The organism is Bifidobacterium gallicum DSM 20093 = LMG 11596, from assembly GCF_000741205.1.
Taxonomy (GTDB): domain Bacteria; phylum Actinomycetota; class Actinomycetes; order Actinomycetales; family Bifidobacteriaceae; genus Bifidobacterium; species Bifidobacterium gallicum.
The window spans coordinates 24752-38893 of the sequence record NZ_JGYW01000009.1 but is presented as its reverse complement, the minus strand read 5'-3'; the positions used below and the strand labels follow the sequence as shown (position 1 = coordinate 38893).

The window sequence follows — 14142 nt, the reverse complement described above, 5'->3', positions numbered from 1 at the left end:
CGTCGCGCTCATCCGCATCGCCGTCCGGTCCTCCCGCCGGTCAGTCGTCCAGGCAGCCGGCTGCACAGCGCCCCGCACAGCCTCATATGGAACCTAAGCACGTCATCGCCACGCTGCTCAAGTCGTTGCGCCAGTACAAGCGAGCGAGTTTGCTGTCCCCGTTCTTTGTCATTTTCGAAGGCGTCATTGAGATTGTGATTCCGACCGTCATCGCCGGTTTGATTGATCACGGCATCACGCCCGGCAAGATGAATGTGGTCTGGCAGTATGGTGGCATCCTGATTGTGCTGGCCGCCATTTCACTGACCTGCGGCTTCCTTTCCGGCAAGTTCGCAGCCATCGGCTCGTCGGGTTTCGCACGCAATTTGCGTCACGACCTGTTTGAGAAAGTGCAAGGCTTCAGCTTCACGAACATCGACCGGTTCTCCACGGGTTCGATCATCACGCGTTTGACGACTGACGTCACGAACGTGCAGAACGCTTACCAGATGCTGATCCGCATCGGCATGCGCGCTCCTGTCATGCTGATTGTAGCGTGGATTTTCTCGTTCAACATCAGCCCGAGCATTTCGATGGTGTTCCTCGCCTGCATTCCTGTACTCGGCATCGGCTTGGTCGGCATGGCCGCTCTCGTCCACCCGATTTTCGAGCGCGTGTTCCACACGTACGACGAGCTCAACAACGTCGTCGACGAGAATTTGCAGGGTGTGCGCGTCGTCAAGTCGTTCACTCGCGAACAGTATGAGGACCGCAAGTTCGGCCGCATTTCGATGCGCATCTACAAGGACTTCACGAAGGCCGAGAAGATGCTGAGTTTGAACAATCCGTTGTTCTCACTGTGCATGTATGTGTCGATGATTTTGATCGCTTGGTTTGGCGCCAAAGAAATCATCGCGTCGGGCAACAATCCGGCCATCGGTTTGACGACCGGCGATTTGACAGCATTGACGACGTATGCTCTGCAGATCATGATGGCGATGATGATGTTGTCGATGATTTTCGTCATGGTCATCATCTCGCGCGCGTCCGCCAGCCGTATCTGCGAGGTCATGAATGAGGTTTCGACCGTCACCGAGCAGGATTCTCCCGTCACTGCCGTCAAGGATGGTTCGATCGAGTTCGACCATGTTTCGTTCCGTTATTCCGACACGTCCGAGAAGCCCGTGCTTGACGACATCAATCTTTCGATCCGCTCGGGTATGACCGTGGGCATCGTTGGCGGCACCGGTTCGGCTAAGTCGAGCCTTGTTCAATTGATTCCTCGACTATACGACGTAACAGCCGGTAGCCTCAAAGTTGGTGGTCTCGACACGAGGCAGTACGAGCTTGAGGCGCTGCGTGACGAAGTCGCCATGGTACTGCAAAAGAATGTGCTGTTTGCCGGCACGATCGCCGAAAACCTGCGCTGGGGCAACCCAAGCGCCACTGATGAAGAACTGCGCCACGCCTGCGAACTGGCATGTGCTGACGGTTTCATCGAGGAATTCCCTGACAAGTACGACACGTTCATTGAACAGGGCGGCACCAACGTTTCTGGCGGCCAGCGCCAGCGTCTGTGCATCGCACGCGCATTGCTCAAACGTCCGAAGATCCTGATCCTTGACGATTCGACAAGCGCTGTGGATACGAAGACCGACAAGTCGATCCGCAACGCGTTCATGCATGAGATTCCCGACACGACGAAGATCATCATCGCGCAGCGGTTGGCTTCCGTGGAGGAATCCGACATGATCATTGTGATGCATGAGGGTCGCATCTTGGATAAGGGTACGCATGATGAACTGCTCAAGACATGCGACGAATACCGCAGCATTTACGAGTCGCAGACCCAACAGCATGCCGCGCAAGACCTTGATAGTGAGGCGAACGATTACCACGAGCAGGAAACCGAAGCCGAGCAGCGAGAAGTCAATATCTTGCAAAGCAAGCTTGACGAGGCCGAACAGCAGGGTAGTGCGCAAGCCGTGACGCTGCTGGAGGACGAGGTGACGGCCCAAGCGCAGCTCATGGCCGACAAACGCGGGTCCAACGACCTGCCGAACACGCCGCTCGTGCCGTGTGACTATGACGAAATCCATGAACGCACCATGCGTAATGAGACGGCCCAAGGTGATGCCGCCACTGATGATGCGTCTGACGAACGTCAAGGAGGTGAAGCCTGATGAGCGCAGCAACCGCAGCGATGACGGAAGTCAGCGACGACGTCGTACTCAACGACGACGCGCGCAAGCCGGGCACAGAACCCGAGTTGAAGATGCCACGCGGCCCGCAGAAAGCCGCGAAGGGCACGACGAAACGCCTGTTCAAATACATCATGCGCTACAAGTTCCGCGTGTTCATTGTGGTCGTGTGCATTATCGCGTCGGCGGCCGCGCAGGCTGCGTCGGCACTGTTCTTGCAGACGTTGATTGACCAGTACATTCTGCCGATTGTGGGTGTCAAGGATCCCAACTGGACGCCGCTCGTGCAGATCCTCGTGCTGATGGCGTGCCTGTACGCCGTGGGCACGCTCTGCCAGTGGCTGTTCTCGTTCCTGCTCGTCGGCATTGAGCAGGGCACGTTGAAAGCTGTGCGTGACGACATGTTCACCCACATGCAGACGTTGCCGATCAGCTACTTCGACACGCATGAACATGGCGACATCATGAGCCGGTACACGAACGATACGGACACATTGCGCCAGGCAATCAGCCAGTCGTTCCCGCAGATGTTCAGCTCGGCGATTTCGGCGTTGGCCGCCCTGATCGCGATGCTGTGGCTCAGCGTGCCCTACACGCTGTTCGTGCTCGTGTTCACAGCCGGTCTTGTGGTGATCATCCGGTACCTCGTGAGCCGTTCGGGACGCTACTTTGTGCGCCAACAGCAGGAGCTGGGCCGTGTGAATGCGTTCGTTGAGGAAGCTGTGAACGGCCAGAAGGTCGTGAAGGTGTTCAACCATGAGGACGCGATGCAAGCCGAGTTCGACGAGCGTAACGACCAGCTGTACGCGGCGTCGGCCAAAGCCAACACGTATGGCAACGTGACAATGCCTGTGGTGGGTAACCTCGGCTACCTGCTCTATGTGTTGTCGGCCATTTTCGGCGGCCTGGCGGGCATCAACGGCTGGGTGAACTTCGGTTTGGGCGGCTTCGCCACGTTCTCGATCGGCACGATCATTTCACTGCTGACCTTGTCGCGTTCGTTCGTCAACCCAATCGGCCAGGTCTCGCAGCAGTTCAACATGGTCATGATGGCTTTGGCCGGCGCCTCGCGCATTTTCGCGCTGATGGATGCTGAGCCGGAAACTGACGAAGGCACCGTCACGCTCGTCAACGTGGAACTGGCCGAAGACGGTCGCACGATGACCGAAACGGACCGTGTGACCGGACACTGGGCGTGGAAGCGTGAAGCGTCCGACAATGGTCAGCGTTCGATCGAAGCCGCCAAGAAACTCAGCCCGAAGGCCGCTGAAGTGGCGCGCAAGGCGCGTGAGCAAGCCATCACGTCGCCTGACGGCAGGTTGACGTTGCTGCGTGGCGACGTGCGATTCACCGATGTGGTGTTCGGATACACGCCGAACAAGGTCGTGTTGCACGACATCACCTGGTTCGCCAAGCCCGGCCAAAAGATCGCGCTCGTGGGCGCCACGGGTGCCGGCAAGACGACAATCACGAACCTGATCAACCGGTTCTACGACATCCAGCAGGGCATGATTCTCTATGACGGCATTGCCGTCAAGGGCATCCGCAAGCCTGATTTGCGCCGTTCACTGGGCATTGTGCTGCAGGATGTGAACCTGTTCACGGGCACCGTGATGGACAATATCCGTTACGGCAAGCTGGATGCCACTGATGAGGAATGCATCGCGGCGGCCAAGCTGACGAACGCCGATTCATTCATCCGCATGCTGCCAGAAGGCTATAACACGGTGCTATCGGGTGACGGTTCGGGCTTGTCACAAGGCCAACGCCAGTTGATTTCGATTGCGCGTGCCGCCGTGGCTGACCCGCCTGCGCTGATTCTCGATGAAGCGACAAGTTCGATTGATACGCGTACGGAAGCCGTGGTGCAGCAGGGCATGGATAACCTGATGAAAGGTCGTACCGTGTTCGTGATCGCGCACCGCTTGTCGACTGTGCGCAATTCGGATGTGATCATGGTGCTTGACCATGGCAACATCATTGAGCGCGGTTCGCATGATGAACTCATTGCCCAAAAGGGCGAGTACTACCAGCTCTACACGGGTTCGGTAGAACTCGAGTAAGCGCGGCGCGCCCCCGAGTGCCCAGATGACATGGTGAAAAGTTCTGGCTTTTGTTCCCGTTCCTCTCAGGGAACAATCAGAGCGGGCATGTTGTAATGGAATCAATGCAATCCGTATGGAATAAGGAAAGAGGCAATCATGTCTGATCCGAACAAGGAATCCGCAGCCAAGAAGGAAGAGCTCAAGGAAGGCTTCGAGAAGATCGAGGAGCGCGTCGCTGCCGCTCGCGATTCTTTCCAGTCCGCTGGTGAAGAGCTCAAAGCCAAGGTCAAGGGCGCCAAGGAAGGCTGGGAGACCGCTCACGCTGAGCAGGGTGACAAGCACCTGGTTGCCGAGCATGAGGAGACTCATCAGACCCACTGAGCCTTCACGCGCTCAACTCCAGTCGCTGCCTTGGTGGTGACTGACCACGTCAATTCCCCGGAAAATGGCATGACCGCCGTTTTTCGGGGATTGCACTACCATTGCGGTCTTGCCGGAAGATAGGCGAGGCTTGTGATGCGCTGCCGGCCGGTGAGCTGGCGAATATCAGTTTCCCAAAGTGTTTGGGAAACGGAACATGCCATTGGAAAGAAGCATGATCATGGCAAACGAAGATCTTGACAACATGGACAAGAAGACCACGGACGAACTCGAGCAGCTCGTTGAGGAAACGGAAGGCAAAGGCAAAGCCCCTTCCGACAAGCCGACAGAGTCCGAGAAGAAGCTTGAAGACAAGCTGACCGAAGCGGAAACACTCGAACAGGAGTGGACCGACGACGTATCGTTCATCGGCTGACCAGCCGACTGGCGTTTGGCAATCGCATACGAGCTACAACCTAGCTCCATTGCCAACGTGAGATTGCACATGAGCAGGGCCGTGCAGGCCGGCATGGGCACAGCATGAAATATGAGCTGTGTCAACATCCGGCAAGCGCGGCCCTGTTCCTATGTGAATCTGTCCCGTGCCCATAGGCGAGGGATTGCCGCCCTCAAACCTTTACATATTCGGCGAACCCAAGTGATGCAAGGAGTGACCCATAGTGACCGACCATGAACCCATAACGCCCAATGCCACAGCGCAGCAAGCCAAAGACGGCCTTTCCGCAGACACGTTCAACGCGATTGGCAATGGCCAGTATCGTGTGATGTCCAAGCATCTGGACTTCGACCATATTGCCAACTGCCGTGATTTGGGCGGCATCGCTACTGCTGATGGGCATCACGTTAAACCTGGCATGCTGCTGCGATCGGCGAACTTGCATCATGCGAGTGACCAGGATTTGCTCGCATTGCGTGAAATTGGCGTGCAAAACGTCGTGGATTTGCGCACGAAGCAGGAACGTGAGGCCGAACCTGACCGGTTGCTGTCAACCTGGAACATTTACGAGCTGCCTTCATTCAAGGAAATGAGCGAACTTGGCGCCCAACTCAACGGGGTCATCGCGCATCCAGGCACGTTCATCTGCCATATGTACACCGATTTGCTCGTCTCCAAACAAGGCATCGCCTGCTGGAGCGAGTGGCTGCGCCTGCTCGTGGACCGTCCGGGGTCTTACCTGTTCCATTGCACGCAAGGCAAAGACCGTACCGGTATTGCCGCGGCACTCATTCTGGCCGTATTGGGTGTCGACGAGCAGACGATTCGTGACGAGTATCTGCAAACCAACCTGTATATGAACACGGAAACGCCAAGATTGGTCAAGATGGTCGACAAAGTGATGCCGATGGACGTTGAAGCCGACATCACGCAATTCCTTGTGGCCGCTCCCGCGTATTTTGACGCTATGATGCAGCAAGCCAACCAGTATGGTGGCCTGTTGGGCTATGCCCAGCAGCAATTGGGTGTCACCGATGATGATATCGCGTTCTTAAGGGCGACCTACTTGCAATAAGGCGAGACGATAGCGGTGCGGACAGGGTTTAATGCCGAGTGGGCCACAGGTGCACAGGCCACATTGTGAACATGACTGCGTCCGCTTGATGAATCGCCTTGGTTGGTTATTGCGCTCCAAACGTAGGGTGTGCAGCGCCGTGACGTAATGACGTCCGGGCTTTCATCTGCAAGGAGGGCATTGTGACCCATCGCAGCAATCCACGCCGCACAGTGAACGCTTAGCGTGTGTCCGTCTGGATGATGATGAGGCAGACCGCGCATATGCCGGATTGCAATGCCCGTCGTTTTATATGGACAGCGGGCATTGTTGTAGCTCCAGTTACGGGATGGCTGCTGCTATACTGGCCAACGCAAACAAGAGCGATGATCCGCCATCAACGGGGAGCTCCCGGAAGAACAGTGCAGCCACTTTACTAACTCGGCATTGCACCCAGTAGAACCGGCGGGAAGGCCCGACACAGCCTAACGCAAGCGGTCGGATTGACAACCCCGTTCACACGCCCCAAAACGTGGAACCGGCACAATCCGGCAAGCGAGGTGGTACCGCGGTAATCCACACGGGCATGAAGCTCAAAGGATTGTCGTCCTCGTGATGGTTTAGTCCCTAACTACACGAGGAGCCATGGTGAGCGAATCACAGCCATCACAGCAGGCCAACGAGCCTGAATGCGCCAATACACACACCAACCACATCTATCCCAAAGCGGCAGTAGGCAACGTAAGCGCCAGCGTCGCACCAAACCCCAGCTTCCCCGAACTCGAAGAGGACGTGCTGGCCTATTGGCAGTCCAATGACACGTTCCAGCGCTCGCTTGATGAAAACCCTGCGGGGGAGAACGGCAGCAACGAGTTCGTGTTCTTTGACGGACCGCCTTTTGCGAACGGCCTGCCTCATTACGGCCATTTGCTCACGGGCTATGCCAAGGATGTGATTCCGCGCTACCAGACGATGAAAGGTCATTTGGTCAACCGCGTTTTCGGTTGGGATACGCATGGTCTGCCCGCCGAATTGGAAGCGCAGAAGGAACTTGGCATCGACTCGGTCGAACAGATTGAGGAAATGGGCATTGACAAGTTCAATGAGGCCAGCCGCAAGTCCGTGCTCAAGTATGTGAACGAATGGCATGACTATGTGGATCGTCAGGGCCGTTGGGTTGATTTTGACCACGGCTACAAGACGCTTGATCTGCCGTATATGGAATCGGTGATGTGGGCGTTCAAGCAGCTCTATACGAAGGGTTTGGCCTACCAGGGATTCCGTGTGCTGCCGTATTGCCCGAAGGACCAGACGCCACTGTCGGCCCATGAGCTGCGCATGGACGCCGACGTTTATCAGGACCGTCAGGACACGACCGTGTCGGTGGCTGTGAAGCTGCAGGACGAAGACGACGCCTATGCCGTGTTCTGGACGACGACGCCATGGACAATCCCGACGAACTTCGCGCTCGTGGTCGGCGATGACATCGATTACGTGGAAGTGCAGCCGGCTGAAGGCAAGTTCGCTGGCAAGAAGTTCTATGTGGCCAAGGCGCTGCTGGGTTCGTATGGCAAGGAACTGGGCGAGGACTATGCGATTGTGCGCGAGCTCAAGGGCCGCGACATGGTCGGTTGGCGTTATTACCCCGTGTTCCCGTACTTCGCTGGTGACGAGGCGCGCGCTGAAGGTGGCGTGCCAGGTCCGAACGCCTACCAGATTTTCACGGCTGATTACGTCGACACGGCTGAGGGTACGGGCATTGTGCACCAGGCTCCTTACGGTGAAGACGATATGAACACGTTGACGGCCCACGACATCAAGGCCCTGGACGTGCTCGACCAGGGTTGCAAGTTCACAGCCCAAGTGCCTGACTATGCGGGCATGAGCGTGTTCGACGCGAACCTGCCGATCTTGCGCAACCTGCGTGCGGGTGATGGTCCGCTCGCCGCCATGCCGGAAGACCAGCGTGCGTTGCTGTTCCAGGAAAAGAGCTACGTGCACTCTTACCCGCATTGCTGGCGTTGCGGCACCCCATTGATCTATAAGCCCGTGTCGAGTTGGTTTGTTTCGGTCACAAAAATAAAACCTCGTCTGATTGAACTGAACCAGCAGATTAACTGGATTCCTGAGAACGTGAAGGACGGACAGTTCGGCAAGTGGCTCTCGAACGCACGTGACTGGTCGATCTCCCGTAACCGGTTCTGGGGAAGCCCGATTCCCGTGTGGGTGTCGGACGATCCGAACTACCCGCGCGTGGACGTGTACGGGTCGCTGGATGAACTCAAAGCGGACTTTGGTGACTACCCGCGCGACCATGACGGCAATATCAACATGCACCGGCCGTTCATTGACGAGCTGACGCGACCGAACCCAGATGACCCGACCGGCAAGTCGACAATGCGACGCATCACGGACGTGCTCGACTGCTGGTTCGAATCAGGTTCGATGCCGTTCGCGCAGTTCCACTATCCGTTCGAAAACAAGCAGTACTTCGAAGAGCACTTCCCAAGCGACTTTGTTGTCGAATACATTGGCCAGACGCGCGGCTGGTTCTACCTGCTGCACGTGATGGCGACGGCCCTGTTTGATAAGCCGGCGTTCAAGAACGTGATCTGCCACGGCATTGTGCTCGGCAACGACGGCCAGAAGATGAGCAAGCACTTGCGCAACTATCCGGACGTGAACGGCGTGTTCGACAAGTACGGTTCGGACGCGATGCGCTGGTTCCTGATGAGCTCGCCGATTCTGCGCGGCGGTAACCTGATCGTGACGGAAGACGGCATCCGCGACACCGTGCGCTCGATCATGCTGCCCGTGTGGAGCACGTACTACTTCTTCACGCTGTATGCCAACGCGGCGAACGGTGGCCAAGGGTATGACGCGCGCAAGCTGAGTGCGGATGAAGTGCCGGGACTGCCGGCCATGGACCGTTACCTGCTGGCCCGCACACGCAAGATGATTGCGCAAGTGACGGCCGACTTGGACGCGTTCGCGATCGCGGACGCCTGTGCTGAGGTGGCCGAGTTCATTGACGTGCTGACGAACTGGTACATCCGCAACTCGCGTGACCGTTTCTGGAACGAAGACGAGAACGCGTTCAACACGCTCTACACTGTGCTCGAATGCTTCATGCGCCTGCTGGCTCCGCTGGCCCCGATGGAAGCCGAAGCCGTGTGGCGCGGCTTGACGGGCGAAGAGTCCGTGCACCTGGGCGAGTGGCCGTACCTGACCGACCCGGAAACCGGCGAGGATACCGAACTGGGCCGCGTGCTCGTCGAGAACGGTGCGCTCGTAGCCGCGATGGACAAGGTGCGCGAAGTGGTGTCGACGGCGCTGTCGCTGCGTAAGGCGGCGAAGATGCGTGTACGCCAGCCGCTGGCCCGTATGACTGTGGTGACCGAGGATGCGTCGGCTGTGATGGGGTACGACGAGCTGCTCAAGGGCGAACTCAACATCAAGGACATTGAGTTCCTGACGGTTGACGAAGCTGCGGCGCACGGACTGAAGATCATTGACGAACTCAAGGTCAACGCACGAGCCGCAGGCCCGCGCCTGGGCAAGAAGGTGCAGTTCGTGATCAAGGCGTCGAAGAGCGGCGACTGGCATACGGACGCCCAGACGGGCGCGCCCGTAATCGATACGCCTGACGGGGCCATTGTGCTCGAACCCAACGAGTACGACCTGACCAAGCGCATCGAGGAAACCGACAGCGCCGCCGCTGGGCACACGGCGTCGTCGATCATGCCGACGGGCGGATTCGTGGTGCTCGACCTTGACTTGAACGACGACTTGCTGGCTGAAGGATACGCGCGAGACGTGATTCGCGCCGTGCAGGACGCGCGCAAGGAAGCCGATTTGGACGTGTCCGACCACATTGCGCTAACGCTGACCGTACCAGCCGACGACGTGGCCAAGGTCGAGCAGTTCCGCGAACTGATTGCCGCTGAAACGCTGGCCGACCAGGTTGAAGTGCAGCCGGGCGAGGAGCTCGCGGTGAGCGTGGCGAAGGTGTGATGCTGGAACTGTAACCGGTGTGACTGAAGGTGGCTTCAGTGCACGCGGTGCAGGCGCGGCAATAGCAACGCAATAGCGCGGCAATAGCAAAGCGGTCCGTATCTCTGAGAGGAGGTGCGGACCGCTTTGGTGTTGGGATGCGATATAGAGCAATCAATATATAGCAATATGGTAGCGCAGAAGAACACACAAGTATTAATTATGTGAATAATTCCAAATATCGTTCAGCATTCATCGAACGGACGAGGCTATGGCTGAATGCTGTTTCATCACGAGTGATGATGATATCAACGTTCAAGCGTTCCGCAGTTGCACGAATGAGATCATCTTCAAAGTCCGGCTCGTTGGAATCAGCGGCATTGATGCAGTCAATAGAAGAACAATCAGTTACCGTGCAGATTGTCACAATGGACTGGATTGCCATGCGCATAGCGTCACGCCCAAATCGTTTGGCGCCAATATAGTACAAATCTTTCAATGACAATGGGCTGACGAATACTGTGTTATTGTGCTGCACTGCATGAGTGAGGAGTTAGTCCCTTTTTGCGGATTATGTTGTTTTGCTACATTCTTTGTTACCGGTGCGACGCTAGCTGATACCGTGCTGCTGCTCATCGTTCCTCCTTGTGTCTATATATAGATGGTTATAGAGGGTAGAGCATGGATTGCTTTCACTCAGGGAAGCGAACATGGGAAGATTTGAAGAAAAGTAAGATACAGTGAACTGTGCATATATGTTGTTCCAATCAGTGAAACCCGATTGTCAAATCATGGTTTTGTGAGTATTGGATGATCCGTGATATTAGTTGATATATGCGTGTTCCCCTGATTTCCAGGGGATATCGGGCTTCCTAATGGTGGCCCGATTTTTTTTATGGTGTAGGGTGGATTTCAACGCAGCAATATAGAAGAGGTATTGAAGCGGGGGAAACGAGGTGCCAATGGTAGAGCCATTCAAGAAATTACAAGGCTCAATCGACCTTTCTGAGGCTGCGCGCTCCATATGGGGAAAAACTGATAGGCAAACGGGCGAACAATGGTCGCCATTGTATGTGCATATGCATGACGCGGGGTTTGTGGCGGATCGATTGTGGTATCAATGGCTGCCTGAGCATACGAAACGAACAATCACCCGTAATTTCAACAATGATTATGATTTGGCGCGCAAAGTGGTGATATTTCTGGCTGCTGTGCATGATATCGGCAAAGCCACGCCAATTTTCCAAAATCGTTCCATTCATATATCTGGTGATGTGGATGGTGTGAAGTCCATGGCTTGGAAACCTGAACAAGCGGGATTGCCATTCAGTCCTTATCTGGAAGGGGTTGAACCCTATCACACCATTGCAGGTGAACTCATTCTTGAGCGGTATCTCACAGATACTTATGGATTTACGCAGCGGGGCGCTCGCTCTTATGCGAGTGTTGTTGGTGGCCATCATGGCCGTCCGGCTGAAACCGGCAAACTTCGTGATGCTTACAAAAGAAATGCGGAAATGGGAAGTAGTGATGCGTATTCCCTATGGCAGGAAGTACAACGGGAGCTAATTGCATTCGCAATCCAAATCAGCGGATTGACAGATGCCGATATGCAGCGGCTTCGAACACTAGAGCTCGGATCCCATGTCGCCTTGATTATCACAGGTATGGTCATCATGGCCGATTGGATTGCCAGTAATAGTGACGCGGGAATGTTTCCTCTCTTCCCCGCGCGCGCTTCAGCGGAGAAGTCGGCGCCTAGTGAATTTCGAGAACTGCGTGAGCGTGGGGAGCGCGGATGGAGCACGGCAAAGCTGACTCCAGCATGGCAAGCGTCAGCGCTTGAAGATCTCGATAATGCACAAGCGGTGCAGCACTGGTTCCAGCAACGATTCAATATGCCTCAGCAGGCGCAAATGCGTCCCATGCAAAAAAAGGTTGTTGAGCTGTGCAATGCTGTGGAGCAGCCAGGCATCATGATTGTCGAAGCGCCTATGGGTGAGGGCAAAACAGAAGCCGCTCTGATGGCTGCCGAAATACTCGCCGCAAAAACACAAGCGGGAGGTGTCTGCGTCGCATTGCCGACAATGGCCACCACGGATCCGATGTTCACGCGTGTGCACTCCTGGTTGGATGCATTGCCCTCTGATACTGATAAATCCGTGTGGCTGTCGCATGGCAAGGCGACACGTAATCGTGAATTTCGGGGTCTCATTGCTCAATCAAAATCAATGGCATCCGTGTATGACGAAACTGCACCACGGAAGAGCAACACCATGGTGGCTGACTGGCTATGGGGCCGCAAGAAAGGCCCGCTGGCCAACTTCCTGATTTGCACAGTAGACCACGTGCTTATGGGTGCATTGCAAATGAAACATGTGGCGTTGCGAGACCTCGCCTTAGCCAACAAAATAGTCGTTGTCGATGAATGCCATGCCTATGACCGATACATGCAGCAATATCTGGAATGTGTGCTCACTTGGCTGGGCGGTTTGCAAGTACCGGTAGTTCTTTTATCGGCAACGCTACCACCGGCATTGCGTGAGGCATACCTTGATGCTTATATGCGCGGGCGTAAAGCCGAGCATGCATGGGAATACCAAATGAATCATGCACAATTGCGTACCGGTTCTATACGGGGGCGTAAGAAACGGCAACACCCCCCGGAATCCATGGGTGGGTCTGAGACCGAAGAAACAGATTCCCGGATAGCATACCCTCTGATCAGTTACACGGACGGGATGCATATCCATCATGCCGCTGTGGCTCCAAGTGGCAGGTCGCAAACCGTGCGATTCAACGCTATGGGCGACGATATCGAAGAATTGTGCGCCTTGTTGCAAGATAAGTTGCGTGAGGGCGGCTGCGCCGCAGTGGTGTGTGACACGGTCGGTAGGGCACAGAAAGTGTATGAAGCATTGCAAGATCAGTATGCAGCGGATGAGGTGATGCTTTTGCACGCGCGATTTACCGACGATGACCGACGTTCCAAAGAAGAGCAACTCTTGCACATGCTGGGAAACGCGGCCACATTGGAAAACGGCAAGCGCCCCCACTGTCTGATTGTTGTCGGTACACAGGTGCTGGAGCAATCCTTGGATATTGATGTGGACCTCATGATTAGTGACATTGCTCCTGTGGACCTGATTATGCAGCGCGTAGGGCGCATGCACCGCCATGAGCGATCACAACGACCCCCGCGTGTGGCCATCCCCGAATGTTATGTGCGTGGCGTTACATCATGGCAAACCCCGACATTTGACAACGGCGTATCCCATGTATATGAGAAGGCGTCGCTGATGGAAGCGCTCACAGTGCTGGATATCACTGATGAACAGGCTTGTTCTGAGCAATTACTGCCGGAGGATATTGCTGTTGTGGTGCGCGAAGCGTATGGGGCGGATGCATGTGAGCGTATCCCCGAACAATGGCATGCCTCATATGAGAAAGCAGTTCAGGTTCGGGATGAACATGATGAAAGTAAGCAGAAAAGGGCAACTGACTATTGCCTGAAACAATTGGATACGATGCTGGCTTCCAAGGAAACGCTGGTTGATTTTTTCGGTCGCGCTGGTTTGCTGGACCGGCAAGGTGAAGAGCGCGGCATGCAGGCTGTTCGTGATGCTCAGGAATCGTTGGAAGTGATGTTGTTGGTGCAAGACGAGGATGGGGTGCTGCATGTGCTGGACGAAGATGGCGGATTAGGCCCTGTAGTTCCAGCTGACACGATACCCAATAGTCGCATTGTGGACGCCATGTTAGGGCAAATGATTCGATTGCCGCTGTCACTGACCCATCCCAAGAACGATGGTGATTGCATCGAGGCGATTATTGAGGATTTGGAACGCACTGGAGGCCACTATGCCATGGCATGGCAAGAATCCCCAATGCTTGAAGGCGTATTGCCCCTCATATTGCAGCCTGCCGGTGGTCTGGACATGTATGAGGGAATTGTTCTGGGAGAACGCCTGCAGTATGGATCGGAAACCGGTCTGAAGCATATTCGCAACCCACAGTCATGATATTAACTACTATCAGTTGCGAACTTATCAT

Annotated in this window: 8 protein-coding genes; 7 read left to right on the top strand and 1 reads right to left on the bottom strand. The window is 55.6% G+C overall.

All coding sequences use genetic code 11. The features are described from left to right. Window positions 1–86 precede the first annotated feature (86 nt). From BGLCM_RS06855 to ileS, 6 genes are all read left to right on the top strand, one after another. Window positions 87–2162: an ABC transporter ATP-binding protein gene (locus tag BGLCM_RS06855; protein ID WP_006294560.1), complete on the top strand. Its 2076-nt coding sequence runs from the start codon at window positions 87–89 to the stop codon at window positions 2160–2162. After that, window positions 2162–4243, top strand: coding sequence for an ABC transporter ATP-binding protein (locus BGLCM_RS06850; protein WP_006294561.1), 2082 nt, complete (start codon window positions 2162–2164; stop codon window positions 4241–4243). Before BGLCM_RS06855 ends, BGLCM_RS06850 begins: the two co-directional genes overlap by 1 nt. Before the next feature lie 138 nt (window positions 4244–4381). Further along, complete coding sequence (locus BGLCM_RS06845) at window positions 4382–4606, top strand: hypothetical protein (RefSeq protein WP_006294562.1); 225 nt, start codon at window positions 4382–4384, stop codon at window positions 4604–4606. 220 nt (window positions 4607–4826) lie between these two features. Then, on the top strand, window positions 4827–5021 hold the full coding sequence (locus BGLCM_RS06840; protein ID WP_148401555.1) for a hypothetical protein: 195 nt from the start codon (window positions 4827–4829) through the stop codon (window positions 5019–5021). A 244-nt stretch (window positions 5022–5265) separates the two neighbouring features. Next, window positions 5266–6117, top strand: coding sequence for a tyrosine-protein phosphatase (locus tag BGLCM_RS06835; RefSeq protein WP_006294564.1), 852 nt, complete (start codon window positions 5266–5268; stop codon window positions 6115–6117). Window positions 6118–6741: 624 nt separating this feature from the next. Further along, window positions 6742–10110, top strand: coding sequence for a mupirocin-resistant isoleucine--tRNA ligase (gene ileS, locus BGLCM_RS06830; RefSeq protein ID WP_006294566.1), 3369 nt, complete (start codon window positions 6742–6744; stop codon window positions 10108–10110). A gap of 199 nt (window positions 10111–10309) precedes the next feature. On the opposite strand, the gene BGLCM_RS06825 is transcribed toward ileS, so the two are convergent. Next, a complete protein-coding gene (locus tag BGLCM_RS06825) occupies window positions 10310–10627 on the bottom strand; it encodes a PIN domain-containing protein (protein WP_052295089.1) in 318 nt (105 codons plus the stop codon). A 424-nt stretch (window positions 10628–11051) separates the two neighbouring features. Between BGLCM_RS06825 and BGLCM_RS06820 the strand changes: the two genes are divergently transcribed. After that, window positions 11052–14111 (top strand): CRISPR-associated helicase/endonuclease Cas3, encoded by a 3060-nt coding sequence (locus tag BGLCM_RS06820; RefSeq protein ID WP_006294568.1) that lies wholly within the window; start codon window positions 11052–11054, stop codon window positions 14109–14111. The last annotated feature ends 31 nt before the right edge of the window (window positions 14112–14142 follow it).